The sequence below is a fragment of the Streptomyces sp. NPDC050264 genome (assembly GCF_040655895.1).
Lineage (GTDB): Bacteria > Actinomycetota > Actinomycetes > Streptomycetales > Streptomycetaceae > Streptomyces.
The window spans coordinates 64687-82956 of the sequence record NZ_JBFAKV010000001.1; the positions used below are offsets into that span (position 1 = coordinate 64687).

The following is an 18270-nucleotide window of genomic DNA, read 5'->3' on the forward strand; positions in this document are numbered from 1 at the left end:
CAGGCATAAACCGTCGGCCGTGCTCCTCCCTCTTTGGGAGGAGCACGGCCGACGGTCTTTTCGGGTGCTGGGGTCCCCGGCCGGTTACGGGTCCATGGGGAAGTCGCGGCCGCCGATGATCTCGCGGGCCACTTCCTGGACCTTGCGCTGGTGCGAGCGTGCGTAGCGGCGCAGGCGGTCGAAGGCCTGGTCGAGGGTGACGTCGTGCCGGGCGGCCAGGATGCCCTTGGCCTGTTCGACGACGACGCGGCTGGACAGCGCGTGCTCCAACTGGCCGGCCAGGACGCGGCTTTCGGTCACCTCGCGCTGGAGCGAGAGCGTGTTCGCCGCGGCGTCGGCGAAGGAGCGGGCCAGCGAGAGGGCCTTCTCGTCGAGGCGCCCGCTGTGCGGGCCGAAGAGTACGAGGGCGCCGGCCGGTCCGTCCTTGGCGGGCAGCGGCAGCGCGGTGACCCGGCCGTGGCCCAGGGCCCTGACGCGCGCGGTCCAGCGCGGCCAGCGGGCGCGCGTGGGCTGTATGGTCACGTCCACGTCGATGAGGGCGCAGCCCGTCGTACGGACGTCGTAACCGGGGCCCTCCTGCCAGTCGACGGCCTCTCCCGCGAGGACGCGCAGGGCGTCGTCGGTGCCGGCGGTCTGGACGGCCGAACCGCCGCCGGGCGCGTAGTACGCGATCGCGCCGAGGGCGTCGAACAGCCTTCTGCCGCCCTCCACCAAGGTGGCGAGCAGTGCCTGCGTGTCGAGCGGATCCCGTGCGGCTTCCTCCGTCAAGTGAGCGAAGACCGCGGCGAGTTCCTGCTCCTGCAGCGTCACGGTAGAAGACCTCTCAGCCGAGTTTCAATTGTCCGTGGACGATATCGCGGGCCACGTCCCCGATGCGGCGTCCCTCGGCGAACGCGCGGGCTTTGACCATTTCCAGCGCATCCGCGACCTGACACTGCAGCTGGACGGCTGCCATGCCCGCGGCCTGGTGCACGACGGCCCGGTAGTCGATGCCGCCGAACAAGCCGGGTACCGCGTCCTGACCGAGTAACACACTGCGGGTCAACGCGTCCGCGACCTCGGCGAATAGCCTCGTGGACGCGGTGTCGGGATGCGGGTCGAAGACCGCGAGGGCGCCGATGCACTCACCGGGGACCTGGAGCGGGACGGCCACCACCTGGCCGATACCGAGTGCTCTGACGGCCGGGCCGTAGCCGGGCCAGCGCGAGCTCAGGGCGGCCCCCGCCACCTCGACCGGGCCGCGGTCGCGCACCGCGTCGTCCACCGGGCCTTCGCCGAGTACGAACTCCAGGTCCTGGGCGTTGCACGAGGGCTGGTCGGAGGATGCGGTCGCGAGCTGGTTGCGCTCGCCGTCGACGAGGACGACGGCGACGCTGTTCGTGCCGCACGCCTCGCCGACACCCGTCATGAACAGGGGCGGTGGTCCGCCCTCACGGACCCACTCGTGAGCCCGGCGGGCGTGCGCGTCGAGGAGTTCCGCGGCGACCCGGTGGCGGCCGGCGGTGGAGCGGTGGATGTGGGCGAGGCGCTGGTACAGGCCGTCGAAGGATCGCTCCGCGGATTCTTCGGCCAGCGACTCGTAGCGCTGCGCGAGCTCGGACGCGCGGTCGGCGCGCTCCCGGGCCCTGACCGCGCGCTGCCTGGCAAGCGCGGCCTGCGTCGGCGAACCGGCCGTGGGCTCCATACGCCGAGAATACGCCCGCCGGGTCAGGCCGTGCCGCCGCTTCCGCCTTCTTCCATCAACAGGACGACGCCGCCGCGATGGCCGTCGAAAGGGCTGCACTGCACGGTGCAGGCGATGCCGCGGCCCAGCCGGTTGACCGCGTCGATCCCCACGGGCGCGCCGCGCTTGCGGGACCGGAGGCACTCCTCCACGACGGCGCGCAACCCGCGGGTGGGCAGGCCGAAGTCGAGGTGGAAGAAGGGTTCGTCGAGCACCTCGTCCTGGCGCAGGCCCCACAGCTCGGCGGCGCCCCGGTTCCAGCTCTTGACGTTGAGGTCCTTGTCGAGGACGACGACGGCGGCCGCGATGGAGGTGAGGACGCCCTCCAGGAAGGCACGGGCCTCGTCCAGCTCCTCGCTGCGGATGCGCATCTCCTCGTTCATGGTCTCCAGTTCCTCGTTCCCGGACTGGAGTTCCTCGTTCGTGGTCTCCAACTCTTCGTTCGTGGACTGGAGTTCCTCGTTCGTCGTCTCCAACTCTTCGATGGAGGACTGGAGTTCCTCGTTCGTCGTCTCCAACTCTTCGTTGGTCGACTGGAGTTCCTCGTAGGCCGTCTCGAGATCTTCGCGTACGCGCTTGACCTCGGCCTTGAGCTGGGTGGCGACGGTGACGTCGGTGAACGTGATGTGGGTGACGGACGGCATCCCGCCCCCGCCGACCAGCGGCTGGACCAGGATGTCGAAGTACTGGAGGTCCTCGCCGACCCTGCGCTCGGCCCCGTTGACCCGCAGGGGGCGGCGCTCGTGGGCGGCCTGGTCGATCAGGGAGCGCAGTTCGACCGGACGGTAGGAGATCTCCAGGTCCTGGAAGGGACGGCCGATGTCGTTGGCGGTCAGGCCGAACTCGGCGCGGGCGTGGTTGTTGATGAGGACGACGACGCCCTCGGTGTCCACCGCGAGGGCGGCGCCGGGCGCGGCATCGAGAATCAGGTCGCGCAACTGCCGGTTCCTGGCCACGGTCTGCATCTCTCCGCCGAATCCGGCGCGCAGCTTGGGCAAGGTCGGCTGGTACTGCGCGGTCACGGAGGACCCCGGGCGGCGGCGGAAGATGCGCTGGCGCATGCTGACGACGTCGAACCGATCCGCGTCGTTGAGCAGCATCTCGGCCTTGCCGAGGAACAGGAAGCCGCTCTCGCGCAACGCGAAGTGGAACCGGTCGATGATCTGGGTCTGCGCCTCGACGTTGAAGTACATCAGCGCGTTGCGGCAGACCAGCAGGTCCAGGCGGGAGATGGGGGCGTCACGGGTGATGTCGTGACGGCCGAAGATGACGCGGCGGCGCAGATCGGACCGGAAGCTGTACTGCGAGCCGTTCTGCTCGAAGTACCTGTCGCGCAGCTCGGGGGCGAGCGGCTCCAGGCTCCTGGCCGGGTACAGGCCCGAGCGGGCGTCGCGCAGTGCCTCCTCGTCGACGTCGGTGCCGTAGATCTTGACGCGGGTCAGGGCCTCTTCGAGGCCGAGGGCCTCCGCGAACATGATGGCCAGCGAGTACGCCTCCTCGCCGCTGGAGCAGCCCGCGCTCCACACCCGGATCTCGTCCTCCGGGCCGAGCCGCGCGAGGAGTTCGGGGACCACCTCGCGCTCCAGGTACGTCCAGGCGTCGGCGTCGCGGAAGACGGAGGTGACGTTGATGAGGATGGTGTTGAAGAGGGCGCTGAACTCGTCGGCGTTCGTCTCGAGCTGGTCGCGGTAGTCGGAGTACGCGTCGATGCCGACGTCGGCCATCCGCTTGCGGATGCGGCGGCCCAGCGAGGAGCGCTTGTATCCGGTGAAGTCGAAGCCGCGGGCGTCCCTCAAGAAGCCGAGAAGGGCCTCCAGCTCCTCATCCGTCTCCTGCTCTCGGGGCGCCTCGCTCATCGCTGCCTACTCACTACTTCTTGATCTCGACAAGTCCGCGGATCACCGCGGGAATCTCCTCCAGAGGTAGCACAAAGTCCACTGCTCCCGTACCCACGGCGGCCTCCGGCATGCCTCGGAACTCCGCGGTCCGCGGGTCCTGCGCGATCACGGTACCGCCCCGCGACTTCACGGCATCGACGCCCATCGCGCCGTCGTTCCCGGTGCCGGTCAGGACCACGGCGATCGCCCGTGGGCCGTACGCCCCGGCGACGGACTCGAAGAGCAGGTCGGCGGAGGGGCGCAGGAAGTGGACGAGTTCACTGCGGGAGAGCGAGAGCGTGCCGTCGGGGCGGACGAGGAGGTGCCGGTCGGGTGGCGCGATGTAGACCGTGCCGGCGAATGCCGTCTCGTCCTGTTCGGCGAGTTTGACGGCGAGGCCGGTACGGCGGTTCAGGATCTCGGCGAGGACGGTGCGGTGGCGGGGGTCCAGGTGCTGGACGACGAGGAGGGGCACGGGCAGTTCGGAGTCGAGCCCCTCGAGGAGGGTGACCAGGCCGTGGATGCCGCCGGCGGACGCGGCGACGGCTACGACGGCGAAGTTTTCCGGGGTCACTGCGGACGGCGGTGTCGGTGTCGGCACGCCGCCGAGCGTATCCCTCCGGGGTGCTCCGCACAGGAGGGCCGGGCCTCACGCTCCCGGAGTGGCCGTGAGGACGCCGTCCGAGATCGCGCGGCGCAGTACGGCATGGTCCCTGATGGTCTGATCGGCGTAGCGGAGCGCGAACGCGGCGGTCGCCCGGTCGAAGGTGTCCGCGCCGCCCAGGTAGGCGGCGATGGCGATGCGGTCGCCGGAGCGGGCGTGGGCGCGGGAGAGGGCGGTGCCGCAGAGCCGGGCATAGGCGAGGAGTTCGTCGGGGGGCATGACGGCGATGTCCGCCGAGCCCTTCATGTCGCGCAGTTGACGCCAGTAGAAGGCGCGCCCCTGGGGGCCGGTCATCCAGCCGAGGAAGATGTCGCCGGCGGCCTGCAGGAGGCGCTGTCCGGAGACGATGCGGTGGCCGGGGTGGAGGTAGGGCCCGTGGTACGGGATGTGTTCCTCGATCACGGAGCGGGTCGCCTCCTTGATCTGGAGGAAGAGCGGGTCGTCGGGGTCCCGGCCGGCGAGCAGGACGACGAAGCAGCGGGTGCCGACGCTGCCGACGCCGACGACTTTGCGGGCGGCGTCGACGAACCGGTAGCGGTCGAGGAGGCGGCGGCGCTCCTCGGCGAGCGTGGAGCGGTAGTCGCCGAACATCTTGCGCAGGGCGGCTGCGTCGCTGACGCCCGCCGGTTCCAGGAGCGGCGGGTCGTGGATGATGCGGCGGCGGCCGTCGGGCGTGGTCTCCGTGAGCTTGGCGAGGGCGTGCAGGCTGGTGCGGCGGGTGGCCTGGGCGAGGGTGTGCTCGGCGCGGCGGCGCCGGCGGGCGGAGCGGATCAGCGGGAGCAGCGCGTGGGCGTCGATGTGTTCGTACCAGACGGCCAGTTCGCCGAGGCCTGCCAGGCGGCGCATGTTGTCGCGGTAGGCGGCGACGGAGGCGAGGACCGCGCGGTGGGCCTGTTTGTCGGAGTGGCCGTTGTCGCGGGCGGCGACGGCGGTCGAGGCGGCGAGGCGTTTGACGTCCCATTCGAAGGGGCCCGGGTACGTCTCGTCGAAGTCGTCGAGGTCGAAGAGGAGGGAGCGCTCGGGCGAGGCGAAGAGGCCGAAGTTCGACAGGTGGGCGTCGCCGCAGAGCTGGACGGTCAGGCCGGTGTGGGGGAGCGCCGCGAGGTCGCCCGCCATCACGGCGGCGGCGCCGCGCAGGAACGCGAACGGGCTCGCGGCCATGCGCCCGTACCGGATGGGGAGCAGATCGTGGAGGCGGTCGGCGCCCTGGCGTTCCAGGACCACGACCGGGTCGGGTCGGTCGGCGGCCGGGATCCAGGGCGCGTGCGAGGAGCGGGGGGCGTACTTGCGGGCGCGTCTGCCCTGGGCGGCGCGTTCGGCGGGGCTGCTCATGGCGGGCGCCCCTTCGTTCAGTGACGCAGCGCGCGGAGGATGTCGGCGGTGACGCGGCCGTCGAGGGAGCGGTGGCTGCGGGCGGTCTCCGTCTTCGACGTGCCTGCCCCGACGTCCTTCACGTTGAGGGCGACCGTGTCGAGGAGGTTGCCGCCGCCGTCCTTGAAGGAGACCAGGACGAGGTACGTCTTCGCGGACGAGGTCCTGTTCGTGACCTTGACCGGCACGGTGGCCCGTCCGTCGTCCTTCGTCACGCCGCCGAGTTTCACATCGCCCTTGGCGTCGGCGCCGTCCTTGAACTCGTCGACCTTCTTCTGTGCCTCGGCCGTCGCGGACGACAGCACGCTCCCGGCTTTGGACGCGGCGTCGGAGGGGCTGTCGCCGCTGTCGGAGCAGCCTGCCGCGCCGGCGGCCAGGACAGCCGCCAGCAGGATCGCGCCGGTGCCTCGCATGCCTCGCACGTTCGCCATTCCGAACACCTCCGCTCGACCCGCCGCTGCCGGTCGACCCAGTCAACGGTGCCCCCTCGGGGGCCCGCATGCCAAGTACGGCAAACAGGTGAATTTCCGGCAGTGCGCGGGAGGCCGTGACCACGCCGAACCCGGCGGCCGGAACCTCCGGCCGCCGGGTGACACGGAACAGGTCAGCGGCAGTACCGCATCAGCGCCCGCACCATGTGACACGTCGTGTCCGACGGCGGATGGATGCCGATGAGCTCGGCCGTGGAGCGGATCCTCTGGTTGTGGGCCTGGTTCGGCAGGTAGACGCCCGAGTCGAGCAGGGCTATCGCCAGGCGCATGGCCTTGAGGCGTCGGTTGTGGGTGATGTACCAGTCACGGGGCCGCCCCGCGGGGAGCGGCCTCTTGGCGAGTGGCGCGTACGGCAGATCCATCAGCATCGGTGCGGCAGCCGGCACAGGCATCCTCCTGTCGCGAACTCGAGAGCCCCCGAAGCTCTCGAACACTGCTTCCATTCTACTGCCACCCACTGACAAAAGCCGCTGGCCAGACGCCAGTTGGGACCGCCGCGTGAGGCCACTCGCGTACCGTTGGCACCATGGAGATCTGGATCAACCCGGCCTGCTCGAAGTGCCGCGGCGCGCTCACCCTGCTCGACTCGGAGGGCGCCGACTACACGGTGCGCCGCTACCTGGAGGACGTGCCCGCCCCCGACGAGATCCGTGCCGTCCTCGACCGGCTCGGCCTGGAACCGTGGGACATCACCCGCACCCGGGAAGCGGCCGCGAAGGAGCTCGGCCTGGCGGCGTGGGCGCGCGACGCGGACACCCGCGAGCAGTGGATCGAGGCCCTGTCCGCGCACCCCGAGCTGATCCAGCGCCCGATCATCACGGCCGACGACGGCACGGCCGTGGTGGGCCGCAGCGAGGAGGCGGTACGGGACGCGCTGGGCCGGCGCGGCTGACAGCCCCCATCGCATACGAGTTCACCGGGCGCCGTTGGCCACGCGCGTCCCCGGTAACACGGGGTTCACAGCCGGGCAACGGCCGGGAAATCGCCCGTTGACAAGCTGTCGGGCAGATAGCGACCCGTGACTGAGGATGTGGCCCGTGACCTTCAAGGCTGAGTACATCTGGATCGACGGCACCGAGCCGACGGCCAAGCTCCGCTCGAAGACGAAGATAATCGCCGGCGCGGCAGCTCAGTCGGGGGGCCTGGACGCACTGCCGATCTGGGGCTTCGACGGTTCGTCCACGAACCAGGCCGAGGGCCACGCCTCGGACCGCGTGCTCAAGCCGGTCGCCGTGTACCCGGACCCGATCCGTGGCGGCGAGGACGTCCTCGTCATGTGCGAGGTCCTGAACATCGACATGACGCCGCACGAGTCCAACACGCGGGCCGCGCTCGTCGAGGTCGAGGAGAAGTTCGGCGCGCAGGAGCCGATCTTCGGCATCGAGCAGGAGTACACCTTCTTCGAGGGCGACCGCCCGCTGGGCTTCCCGGTCGGCGGTTTCCCCGCCGCGCAGGGCGGCTACTACTGCGGTGTCGGCACGGACGAGATCCACGGCCGTGACGTCGTCGAGGCGCACCTGGACAACTGCCTCAAGGCGGGCCTCGGCATCTCCGGCATCAACGCCGAGGTCATGCCCGGCCAGTGGGAGTTCCAGGTCGGCCCGCTCGCCCCGCTGGAGGTCTCCGACCAGCTGTGGGTGGCCCGCTGGCTGCTGTACCGCACCGCCGAGGACTTCAAGGTTTCGGCGACCCTCGACCCGAAGCCGGTCAAGGGCGACTGGAACGGCGCCGGCGCGCACACCAACTTCTCGACCAAGGCGATGCGTGAGGGCTACGACGCCATCATCACCGCCGCCGAATCCCTCGGCGAGGGCTCCAAGCCGATGGACCACGTGAAGCACTACGGCGCAGGCATCGACGACCGCCTGACCGGCCTGCACGAGACCGCCCCGTGGAACGAGTACTCGTACGGCGTCTCGGACCGCGGCGCCTCGGTCCGCATCCCGTGGCAGGTCGAGAAGGACGGCAAGGGCTACATCGAGGACCGGCGCCCGAACGCCAACGTCGACCCGTACGTCGTCACGCGGCTCCTCGTCGACACCTGCTGCTCCGCGCTGGAGAAGGCCGGACAGGTCTGATTCCGGCCATGTCACACACAGGGGCGCCCGCATCTTGTGCGGGCGCCCTCTCCTTTGCGTACCGCATCTGCTTCAATATGGGCATGGCCAGATTCCAGAACACCACCGCGCGAGGTCGTCGTCACGACCTCGAGCCGTTCTGGCCCTCTCGACAGCACCACGACTTCGACCGGGTGTGTTGCCGCGCGACGAACGCGCCGGCCCTCTAAAACCGTCCAGCGAAGACTCGCGGTACGGCCTTCGGTCCGCGCGCACGACGTACGTCCTTCTCCAGACGGCCTCTCGCGCGAAAGAGTTGACCACTCATGGCTAACGCCCGCTCCCTCTCCCCCCTCGCCCCTCTCTCCGGGGCCCCCGGCACCCCCTCCCCCGCCCGTACCCGGCTGCGCGCCGTCGACCGGGACGAGGTGGCCCCCGCCGCCCCCTTCGTCGATGTGACCGACTTCCTGCCGCCGGGCGCCACCCTGCTGCCCGCGCCGCCGCACACCCTGCCCACGCTGCCGGGCCGGCCGCCGATGATCGGCTACCTGGTGCTCGTACCGGCCGACCAGCAGTCGCTGCTGCCCGTCGCGCCCGGCCCCGCCGAGACCGTCGAGCCCGCGCCCGCGGCGAGCCCCGAAGCGCGCGACGTGCTCATCGGGATCGACAGCGCGCAGCGCACCGCCGACGTCCAGGGGCGCCAACTCGACCTCACCTACCTGGAGTTCGAGCTGCTCGCCCACCTCGTCGCGCATCCGCACCGGGTGCACACCCGCGACCAGCTCGTCACCACGGTGTGGGGTTACGGGCACGTCGGCGACGGCCGCACGGTCGACGTCCACGTCGCCCGGCTGCGCCGCAAGCTGGGCGCCGAGCACCGCAAGGTGATCCAGACCGTGCGCCGCGTCGGATACAAGTACGCGCCGCCGGCCGGCCGCTGACCCAGGGGGCCGGGGGTGTACCCAGTGACACCGCGGTACGGGTGCCGTTCCCACTGACCCGGGCCTTTCCACCGGCGACACTGTGTGGTGTCGGGCCGGGCGGGACGGACGGAGTGCGTATATGGGTGCGAGGGCGCGGAGCGCCGTGGTGGCGGGGCTGCGGGGGCTGTGGGTCGCCGTGGCCGGGCTCGCCGGGTCGATCACCCTGTTCGTCCTGTCGCTGGTGTCGGTACTGCTTCTCGTGATCGGCATCGGCGCCCTGACCACACCCTGGGTGCTCGGGCTCGTCCGGCACTGGGCGAACTGGCGGCGGGCCGTCGCCGCCGAGTGGTGCGGGGTGCGGATCCCGGCAACGTACCGGCCGTTTCCGGACGATCTGCGCGGCGGACTGCTGGGGCAGGCCGAGCGGTGCCGGCTGCTCCTGGCGGACCCGGCGACCTGGCGGGACCTGCGCTGGCTGCTCGTCGACATGACGGCCGGGTTCGTCACCGCCGTGCTGCCCGCGGCGCTGATCATCTACCCCCTTGAGGGGTACGCGCTCGCGGCCGGCCTGTGGCGGGTCTTCACCGACGGCACGTACGTCGGCTGGTGGTACGGGTTCGTGCCGGTCAGCGGCCAGGGGACGGCGCTGCTGTCCGCGCTGCTCGCGACGGCCCTGCTCGCCACCGGTCTGTTCGTCACGCCCGCGCTGCTGCGGGCGCACTTCCTGCTGACCCGTTACGTACTCGCGCCCGCCGCGGGTGAACTGGAGCAGCGCGTAAGGGTGTTGACCGAGACGCGGCGGGACGCCGTGGACACCTCGGCGGCCGAACTGCGCCGCATCGAGCGCGATCTGCACGACGGGGCGCAGGCCCGGCTCGTCGCCATGGGCATGGACCTCGGCACGGTCGAGGCGCTGATCGAGAAGAACCCGGCGAAGGCCAAGGAGCTGCTCGCGCACGCCCGGCAGTCGTCCGCCGAGGCCCTGACCGAGCTGCGGGACCTGGTGCGCGGGATCCATCCGCCGGTGCTCGCCGAGCGCGGACTCGGCGACGCCGTACGGGCGTTGGCGCTGCGTCTGCCGGTGGCGGCCGAGGTGGAGGTGGAGCTGACCGGGCGGGCCGAGGCGCCGGTCGAGTCGGCCGCGTACTTCGCCGTCAGCGAGGCCCTCACCAACGCCGTGAAGCACGCGGGCGCCGACCGGATCTGGGTCGACGTCACACACGCCGACGGCTCCCTGCGGATCGCCGTCACCGACAACGGCAGGGGCGGCGCGGTGATCGCGGCCGGCGGCGGGCTGAGCGGGATCGAGCGCAGGCTCGGTACATTCGACGGTGTCCTCGCCGTCGGCTCCCCCGCGGGCGGTCCGACCATGGTGACCATGGAGATCCCTTGCGTGTTGTCCTAGCCGAAGACCTGTTCCTGCTGCGGGACGGTCTGGTGCGCATGCTCGAGGCGTACGACTTCGAGATCGCCGCGGCCGTCGAGAGCGGGCCCGAACTCACCAAGGCGCTGGCCGAGTTGGCGCCGGACATCGCCGTGGTCGATGTCCGGCTGCCGCCGTCGCACACCGACGAGGGCTTGCAGTGCGCGCTCGCGGCGCGACGGGAGCGGCCCGGCCTGCCGGTCCTTGTGCTCTCGCAGCACGTGGAGCAGCTGTACGCCCGTGAGCTGCTCGCCGACGGGACCGGCGGGGTCGGCTATCTGCTGAAGGACCGGGTGTTCGACGCGGACCAGTTCATCGACGCGGTACGGCGGGTGGCCGCGGGCGGCACCGCGATGGACCCGCAGGTGATCCAGCAGCTGCTGTCGCGCCGGGCCGCGGACGCGCCGCTGGGCGGGCTCACGCCGCGCGAGCTGGAAGTACTCGAACTGATGGCGCAGGGGCGGTCGAACGCGGCGATCGCGGGCCAGTTGGTGGTCACCGAGCGGGCCATCGCCAAGCACACGTCCAACATCTTCGCCAAGCTGGGGCTGCCGGTCTCCGACGACGACAACCGGCGGGTGCTCGCGGTCATCGCCTACCTGGACCGGGGCGGCCGGTGAGACGAGCCGCCCGCGCGACGCTGTGGCTCCTCGCGGGCATCGCCTTCGTGCTGCCGCTGCGCAACGCGCTGATCGCCACCCACGCGTATCTGAGCGGGTACTGGGCGACCGTCACGGACGGCCGGAACATCGACGACTTCGCCTGGCGGGACCCGTCGGGCCGTACCGTGCGCGGCCCGATCGCGGGTGAGCCCGAGGACGGCGTCTGGGACGAGGAGGGTGAAGGGACCAGCGACATCACCGGGGACCGGGTGTGGGTGTCGCGGGAGGGCAGGGCGTACCGCGTGCCGCCCCCGCGCGGCGACATGGCCGTGGGATACGGCGGCGTCGCGACCGTCACGGGTGTCGTCGGTTATGTGCTGTGGGCAGGGAGAAAGTCCGGGGCCGGATGAAGCGGGGCTGAATTCCGGGGGCCGGTTGAACACGGCCGCCTCCCGTTGCGTACGTAGTCCCATGGGACGCACCTCACGGAAACGGCGCTCTTCGCTGGCGACGCGGATGACCATCGCGTCGGCCGCACTGCTCCTGGGCGGAGGTGGGCTGGTCGCGGTCAACGTGTACGCGTCCGCCCAAGAGGACCCGGGGCAGGAAACGGGCAGCGAAACGCAGCAACAGCAGCGACAACAACAGCAGCAGCAGCAAGTGGCCACTATTGATTGTCCGGACGTCGGCACCGCCCTGCCCGACGTCCCCGAGGGCGCGCGCGGCCGGGTGGACGGCGAACTGGCCGCCATGGACAGCCAGATCACGGAGGCCTATCAGCGGCTCGCCTCGAACCGGGACGCCGCCGCGCAGGACCCGAACTTCGTGCAGAACAGCATTCTGGGCCCGCTGAAGGACAAGCGCGGCGCCGCGCTGGGCCGTATCGGGCAGAACATCCGGCGCTCCGGCGGCCAGCCGCCGCAGCAGCTCGACGGGATGGCCGCCTGCACCGGACGGCCCTCGGAACAGCCCCAGCAGCCCCAGCAACCGGCGCAACAACCCGGACAGCAACCGTCGCAGCAGCCCGGCGCGGGCGACGGCGCAGGCGCAGGCGCAGGCGCAGGCGCAGGCGCAGGCGCAGGCGCAGGCAACGGCAACGGGCCCGACGCGAGCGACTTCGTCGACATCAAGTCCGTACAGCCCAATGTCGCCACGCCCCGCAACCAGCGCGCGGCATCACGCGGCACGTTCACCACGACCTGCGGACGCAACGAGAACGGCAAGTTCAATCCGGACAATGTCATCGTCGCGCCCGGGGTGAGCAATGGCGCTCACCATATGCACGACTACGTGGGAAATCAGGCGACGGACGCCTTTTCCAGTGACGACGATCTCGCCAACGGGCAGACGAGTTGCCGTAATCAGGGTGACAAGTCGACCTATTACTGGCCGGTCCTGAGGCTGCAGAACGGAAAGGCCGAGGCGGACGCGAACGCGGACGGCGGCGGCAAGGACCAGAACGTCGGCGAGATCCAGACGCCGTCCTCGGTGACCTTGAAATTCGACGGGAATCCGACGAGCAAGGTCGTCGCCATGCCCCGATTCCTGCGGATCATCACCGGTGACGCGAAGGCCTTCACCAACGGGAACGCGAACGCCAACGCCTCATGGAGCTGCACCGGCTTCGAGAACCGCCAGCTGAAGGACAAGTACCCGATCTGTCCGCAGGGTTCGAAGGTCGTGCGCAGTTTCCGGTTCCAGAGCTGCTGGGACGGGGCGAACGCCGACAGCGCCAACCACCGTACGCACGTCGCGTTCGAGGACCCGCGCACCGGCGCCTGCCCGGGCGGCTTCAAGGCGATCCCGCAGCTGGTGCAGCGCATCGTCTACAACGTGCCGCCGGGGCCGGGGTTCGCGGTCGACTCGTTCCCGGAGCAGCTGCACAAGCCCGTCACCGACCACGGCGACTTCATCAACGTCTTCGACGCCAAGCTGATGCAGCGCGTCGCGAACTGCATCAACCGGGGCGACCGCTGCACCTGACCGATCGCCCCCACATGGCTGCTGCGCGGCCGTCTCAGTGGTGACCCGAGTGCCCGGTACGGGCACCCTCCTCGCGACCCCCACCACCGCTGCTCATCGAGTGGTGCGAGGAGGAACGCTCCACGGTCCCGCCGAGCCGGCCGCGCAGCTGCGTCACGGTCCGGTCCGCGCCGACCACGATCCATTTGCGGCCGACGAGGTACGTGCCGCCGTAGTCGTCGGCCGCGTCCAGCCACTCGGCCTGGCCGCGGTCGGTGGCGAAGGTGGCGAGAACGTAACGGCCGCTTCCCTTGCCGCAGTTGGCCTGGCGCAGTTCGTCGGCGTCGGTCTGGATGTCCGGCCGGCAGCCCGCCGTGCGCGCCAGCTGCTCCAATGAGCCGCTGGCCGTTCGGGGGATCTTCGGGCCGTCGTCGTGCGCCCCGCACCCGGTCGCGGCGGCGACCACCAGGACCCCTGCCACCAGCAACTTCCTCATCCCGTACTCCTGTCCGCTGAGCCTTCGGTACGTCGACACGATCCCGCCAGCTCCGTGCGCACCGTTGAGCGCGGGCGTGCGCCCCGGTTACCGTGCGCCGCACCATCCGCGACGCAGGGGGTCACACGTATGTCCGCGCCAACGCGACGCACGGTTCTCGGCACGGCAGGCGCCATCGGGCTCGGCACAGCCCTCGGAGTGGGTGTACCGGCCGCGCAGGCGGCGCCGCACGCACTTGATACGGCTCCGGCCCTCGCCGCGCTCAAAAGGCAACTGCCGCACCATGCCGACCAGTTCCGGCTCAGACTCCTCGCCCCGCAGGGTGGCGCGGACCGGTTCCGGGTGTCCGGGACACGGGGCCGCGTCGAGGTGTACGGCACCAGCCCGGCGACTCTGCTCGCCGGGGTCCACTGGTATCTGAAGTACGTCTGCGGCACGCACATCGCCTGGAACGGCAGCCAGCTGGACCTGCCGCGCACCCTCCCGGCACCCGTCCGCCCCCTGGAGCGGTCGACGGCGCTCCCCCACCGGTTCGCGCTGAACGACACCAACGACGGCTACACGGCGCCGTTCGCGGGCTGGGCGTACTGGGAGCGCATGATCGATGTGCTCGCGCTGCACGGCTGCAACGAGGTGCTCGTCATCGCGGGCATGGAGGCCGTGTACCACCGGGTCCTGAAGGACTTCGGGTACAGCGACGAGGAGTCGCGGGCCTGGCTCCCGGCCCCCTCGCACCAGCCGTGGTGGCTGCTGCAGAACCTCTCCGGGTACGGCGGCCCGCTCTCGCCCGAACTCATCGCCGATCGCGCCGAGTTGGGCTCCAAGATCGTCGACCGGCTGCGCGAGCTCGGGATGAAGCCGGTCATGCCGGGTTACTACGGCCATGTGCCCAAGGGGTTCGTGGAGCGCAACGGCGGCGACGCGCACGTCGTCCCGCAGGGCACCTGGCACGGCTTCGAGCGCCCCGACTGGCTCGACCCGCGCACGACGACGTTCGCGCAGGTCGCCGAGGCGTTCTACGGGCACCAGAAGGACCTCTTCGGCGAGATCGACGCTTTCAAGATGGACCTGCTGCACGAGGGCGGCACCGCCGGGAACGTGCCGGTCCCGGACGCGGCCCGCGGTGTGGAGACCGCGCTGCAGAAGAACCGGCCGGGGGCCACCTGGGTCATCCTCGGCTGGGAGGCGAACCCGCTGCCCGCCCTCCTCGATGCCATCGACAAGAAGAAGATGCTGATCGTCGACGGGGTCTCCGACCGCTTCGCCTCCGTCACCGACCGCGAGAGGGACTGGGGCGGCACCCCGTACGCGTTCGGCACGATCCCCAACTTCGGCGGCCGTACGACCATCGGGGCCCGCGCGCACATCTGGAACGAGAAGTTCTTCGCCTGGCGCGACAAGCCGGACAGCGCGCTCACCGGCACCGCGTACCTGCCGGAGGGCACCGACCGGGACCCGGCCGCCTTCGAGCTGTGGTCCGAACTCGCCTGGACCGAGCGGAAGCTGGACCGGGAGGAGTGGTTCGCCGGATACGCCGACTTCCGGTACGGGCGCCGTGACAGGGATGCCCGCGCCGCCTGGCAGGCCCTGTACGAGACGGCGTACCAGCAGACGGCCGTGGAGCGCTCCGACCCGCACGACTCGCTGTTCGCCGCCCGCCCGGACCTCGCCGCCGACCGCGCCGCCTACTACGCGCCGCGCGCCCTCACCTACGACCCGGGCCGCTTCGACGCGGCGCTCACCGGGCTGCTCGGCGTGGCCGGGGATCTGCGTCGCAGCCAGGCCTACAAGTACGACCTCGTCGACGTGGCCCGGCAGGCCCTCGCGCACCGCAGCCGCCAGCTCCTGCCCCAGCTCAAGGCCGCGTACGCCGACAAGGACCGGACCCGCCTCAAGGACCTCGCCACGCTGTGGCTGAAGCTGATGCGCCTGACGGACGACGTCACGGGCACGCAACAGGCCTTCCTGCTCGGCCCGTGGATCCAGGACGCCAGGGCCATGGCCACGAGCGACGCGGAGCGCGCGGAGTTCGAGCGCTGTGCCAAGGTCCTCATCACCGTGTGGGGCGACCGGGCCACGTCCGACCCGGGCAACCTCCACGAGTACGGCAACCGCGAGTGGCACGGCCTGATCGCCGACTTCTATCTTCCGCGCTGGCAGAAGTGGCTCGACGAGCTGCAGGACGCGCTCGCGGCGGGCCGGGCGCCCGCGGCGGTCGACTGGTTCGCGTTCGAGGAGCCGTGGACGCGGGAGCGCAAGGACTACCCGCTGCGGCCGTACGGGGACGCGTACCGGACGGCGGCGCGGGTGCGGGACGTGCTCGCGCGGGCCCCCTACCAGGGCGCCGTGACGGTGACGGCCGAGCCGGCCGCGTTCCCGCCGGGCGGCCACGCGCGCGTGGCGGCCACTTTCCGCAACGTCAACGGGCTGCGGGCGACGGGCCGCGTCGACTTCTCGCTGCAAGGCATCGACGCGACGCCCGAGAGCGGCACGTCGCTGCCACGGGTGGCCCCGGCCGGCAAGGGCACCGTGTCCTGGCAGGCGAGCGCGCCGGGCACCCCGCTCGACAGGCCGCTGCGCCCGCTGCCGTACACGATCGACGTCCAGTACGGGCCGCAGGGCGAGGACCGGGTCACCTACGAACACAAGGGCACGCTCTTCGAGGCCGGTCCGCTGGCCGAGGGCTGGAAGACGTACAGCAACAACGCGGCGGTCTTCGGACAGCTGGAGGACCGGTTCGCGATCGACGGCGGCGGCGCCGACCTGTGGAAGGGGACCACCGAGTTCGGCACGGCGTACCGCGAGGGCGCCTTCAAGGACGGCTCGTCGGTGGTGCTGCGCGTGGACGCGCAGGCGGTGACGGGCGCGTGGGCGCGGACGGGCATCGTCGTCCGCAACTCCCTCGCCACCCCGGGGTCGCCGGGCTTCCTCAACCTGTCCGTCACGCCCTCGAACGGCGTCGTGCTCTCCTACGACACGAACGGTGACGGGACGCTCGACACCTACCAGCGGATCACCGGGATCAAGGCACCGGTGCTGCTGCGCCTGAGCCGGTCCGGCGGGCCGTACACCGGGGCGTGTTCCACCGACGGCGGGACGACGTGGCGGACCGTCGCGACCGTGCCCGTACCGGGGGCGGCGGCGACGCAGGACGTGGGCCTGTTCATGAGCGCGACGAACGGCGGGAACGGGACGCGCGGCACCGTCGAGTTCAGCGGGTGGGCGCTCACGTGGACAGGAGGCGCGTAGGAGAGACTGGGCGGGACGCACCAGAGCACCGGAACGGGAGTCCCGCCCATGGCCGAACCCATCGCCGCCGCCACCGTGGCCAACCTTCGTGACCTGGGCGGCACCCCGCTGGCCGACGGGCGCCGGGTCCGCCCGGGGCTCGTCTTCCGCTCCGGGCAGCTGGACCGGCTCGACCCCACGGCGGACCCGGCGTTCGCGGCGCTCGGCGTCCGCACCATCCTGGATCTGCGCACGGACGCCGAGCGGGCCGACCACCCCGACCGGGCTCCGGACGGCGTGCGCCTGCTGGTCGCCGACGCGCTCGCGGACAAGCTGGCCAAGGCCGGGGTGGCGCCGGCCGCGGCCCAGCTGAAGGAGATCTTCGCCGATCCGGCGCTCGCGGAGCGGGAGTTGAGCGGAGGCCGGGCGGCGGCGTTCTTCGAGGACACCTACCGGGCGCTGGTCTCCACCGACTCGGCGCAGGCCGCGTACCGCACGCTGCTGCTCGAACTGGCGGCGCCCGACGCGGGCCCGCTGCTCTTCCACTGCACCGCGGGCAAGGACCGCACGGGCTGGGGCGCGGCCGTGATTCTCGCGCTGCTCGGCGCGGACGACGCGACGATCGAGGCCGAGTACCTGTCGGTGAACGCGGCGGTGCGCGCGGCGTTCGCCCCGCTCGTCGAGGGCTTCGTGGCGCAGGGCGGCGATCCGGAGGTGGCACTCGCCGTGATCGGCGTGGTGCCTGCCTATCTCCAGGCGGCCCAGGACGAGGTGGCGACGCGGTACGGGAGCGTCGAGAAGTACGTGCGCGAGGGGCTCGAGGTGCCGGACGAGGCGGTGTCGGCGCTCCGAAAGCGGTTGACGTCCGCCGGGTGATCTCCGAGTGTGGCGCGATGAGCACCGAGGGCAGTGAGTGGGAAGAGCGGATCGCCGCCGCGTGGGCCACGATCGACAACTACGGCGAGGATGCGGCGTCGGCCGGGGAGTTCCGCGCGGTCATCGACGAGCTGGTGGCGGAGCTGCCCGCCGACAGCCCGGTGGGGCCCTTCGAGCGGGCCAGCGCTTTCGACTCGACCGGCCACTCCGACAAGGCGGTGCCGCTCTATCAGGAGGCACTGCGGCTCGGCCTGACCGGGTACCGCAGGCGCCGCACGACGATCCAACTGTCCAGCTCCCTGCGGAACATGGGGCGCCCGGAAGAGGGTGTGGCGCTCCTCGAACCCGAACTGACGGCGCCGAGAGATGAGTTGGACGATGCCGTGCGCGGATGCCTCGCGCTGTGCCTGTCGTCCCTGGGCCGGGACCGGGAAGGCCTGTCGCTGGTCCTGGAAGCGCTGGCGCCGCACATGCCGAGGTATCAGCGGTCGATGGCCAACTACGCGCGGGCCTTGACCGAGGCCGAATGAGAGGGCGGGCGTTTCAGCCGGAGGAGTGGGGTGACCATCCCATGATT

At 71.3% G+C, this 18270-nt stretch carries 18 protein-coding genes; 10 read left to right on the forward strand and 8 right to left on the reverse strand.

What is annotated here, in order from left to right:
• Positions 1–84 precede the first annotated feature (84 nt).
• The 7 genes from AB0J02_RS00295 to AB0J02_RS00325 all read right to left on the reverse strand — a co-directional run bounded on the left by AB0J02_RS00295 (position 85) and on the right by AB0J02_RS00325 (position 6494).
• Positions 85–810 (reverse strand): GAF and ANTAR domain-containing protein, encoded by a 726-nt coding sequence (locus tag AB0J02_RS00295; protein WP_363191260.1) that lies wholly within the window; start codon positions 808–810, stop codon positions 85–87.
• A 13-nt stretch (positions 811–823) separates the two neighbouring features.
• Positions 824–1684, reverse strand: coding sequence for a GAF and ANTAR domain-containing protein (locus tag AB0J02_RS00300; protein ID WP_363191261.1), 861 nt, complete (start codon positions 1682–1684; stop codon positions 824–826).
• A gap of 23 nt (positions 1685–1707) precedes the next feature.
• On the reverse strand, positions 1708–3579 hold the full coding sequence (locus AB0J02_RS00305; RefSeq protein WP_363191262.1) for a CheR family methyltransferase: 1872 nt from the start codon (positions 3577–3579) through the stop codon (positions 1708–1710).
• A gap of 13 nt (positions 3580–3592) precedes the next feature.
• Complete coding sequence (locus AB0J02_RS00310) at positions 3593–4201, reverse strand: chemotaxis protein CheB (protein ID WP_363191263.1); 609 nt, start codon at positions 4199–4201, stop codon at positions 3593–3595.
• 48 nt (positions 4202–4249) lie between these two features.
• Positions 4250–5596, reverse strand: a complete 1347-nt coding sequence (locus AB0J02_RS00315; protein WP_363191264.1) for a DUF2252 domain-containing protein — start codon at positions 5594–5596, stop codon at positions 4250–4252.
• 17 nt (positions 5597–5613) lie between these two features.
• Complete coding sequence (locus AB0J02_RS00320; protein ID WP_363191265.1) at positions 5614–6066, reverse strand: hypothetical protein; 453 nt, start codon at positions 6064–6066, stop codon at positions 5614–5616.
• Positions 6067–6239: 173 nt separating this feature from the next.
• Complete coding sequence (locus AB0J02_RS00325; protein ID WP_363191730.1) at positions 6240–6494, reverse strand: hypothetical protein; 255 nt, start codon at positions 6492–6494, stop codon at positions 6240–6242.
• Between the two features lie 158 nt (positions 6495–6652).
• Here AB0J02_RS00325 and AB0J02_RS00330 point away from each other — a divergent pair, with 158 nt between their 5' ends.
• The 7 genes from AB0J02_RS00330 to AB0J02_RS00360 all read left to right on the forward strand — a co-directional run bounded on the left by AB0J02_RS00330 (position 6653) and on the right by AB0J02_RS00360 (position 13114).
• Positions 6653–7018: an arsenate reductase family protein gene (locus tag AB0J02_RS00330; protein WP_363191266.1), complete on the forward strand. Its 366-nt coding sequence runs from the start codon at positions 6653–6655 to the stop codon at positions 7016–7018.
• Positions 7019–7163: 145 nt separating this feature from the next.
• The gene (gene glnII, locus AB0J02_RS00335; RefSeq protein WP_363191267.1) at positions 7164–8204 is read left to right on the forward strand and encodes a glutamine synthetase; all 1041 of its coding nucleotides are present in this window, start codon (positions 7164–7166) and stop codon (positions 8202–8204) included.
• 305 nt (positions 8205–8509) lie between these two features.
• The gene (locus tag AB0J02_RS00340) at positions 8510–9124 is read left to right on the forward strand and encodes a winged helix-turn-helix domain-containing protein (RefSeq protein ID WP_363191268.1); all 615 of its coding nucleotides are present in this window, start codon (positions 8510–8512) and stop codon (positions 9122–9124) included.
• Between the two features lie 121 nt (positions 9125–9245).
• Entirely contained in the window at positions 9246–10511 is a 1266-nt protein-coding gene (locus AB0J02_RS00345; protein WP_363191269.1) for a sensor domain-containing protein, read from the forward strand.
• A complete protein-coding gene (locus tag AB0J02_RS00350) occupies positions 10496–11149 on the forward strand; it encodes a response regulator transcription factor (protein ID WP_363191270.1) in 654 nt (217 codons plus the stop codon). Before AB0J02_RS00345 ends, AB0J02_RS00350 begins: the two co-directional genes overlap by 16 nt.
• On the forward strand, positions 11146–11541 hold the full coding sequence (locus tag AB0J02_RS00355; protein WP_363191271.1) for a hypothetical protein: 396 nt from the start codon (positions 11146–11148) through the stop codon (positions 11539–11541). The genes AB0J02_RS00350 and AB0J02_RS00355 overlap by 4 nt, the downstream gene beginning before the upstream one ends.
• 61 nt (positions 11542–11602) lie before the next feature.
• Positions 11603–13114, forward strand: coding sequence for a DUF1996 domain-containing protein (locus AB0J02_RS00360; RefSeq protein WP_363191731.1), 1512 nt, complete (start codon positions 11603–11605; stop codon positions 13112–13114).
• Between the two features lie 34 nt (positions 13115–13148).
• Here the strand turns inward: AB0J02_RS00360 and AB0J02_RS00365 are convergent, their stop codons facing one another.
• Positions 13149–13589, reverse strand: coding sequence for a hypothetical protein (locus AB0J02_RS00365; protein WP_363191272.1), 441 nt, complete (start codon positions 13587–13589; stop codon positions 13149–13151).
• Positions 13590–13718: 129 nt separating this feature from the next.
• On the opposite strand from AB0J02_RS00365, the gene AB0J02_RS00370 reads away from it, so the two are divergent.
• The 3 genes from AB0J02_RS00370 to AB0J02_RS00380 are packed head-to-tail and all read left to right on the forward strand — an operon-like array spanning position 13719 to position 18223.
• Positions 13719–16838 (forward strand): alpha-N-acetylglucosaminidase, encoded by a 3120-nt coding sequence (locus AB0J02_RS00370; protein ID WP_363191273.1) that lies wholly within the window; start codon positions 13719–13721, stop codon positions 16836–16838.
• Positions 16839–16886: 48 nt separating this feature from the next.
• Positions 16887–17693, forward strand: a complete 807-nt coding sequence (locus AB0J02_RS00375; protein WP_363191274.1) for a tyrosine-protein phosphatase — start codon at positions 16887–16889, stop codon at positions 17691–17693.
• A 17-nt stretch (positions 17694–17710) separates the two neighbouring features.
• The gene (locus AB0J02_RS00380) at positions 17711–18223 is read left to right on the forward strand and encodes a tetratricopeptide repeat protein (protein ID WP_363191275.1); all 513 of its coding nucleotides are present in this window, start codon (positions 17711–17713) and stop codon (positions 18221–18223) included.
• The last annotated feature ends 47 nt before the right edge of the window (positions 18224–18270 follow it).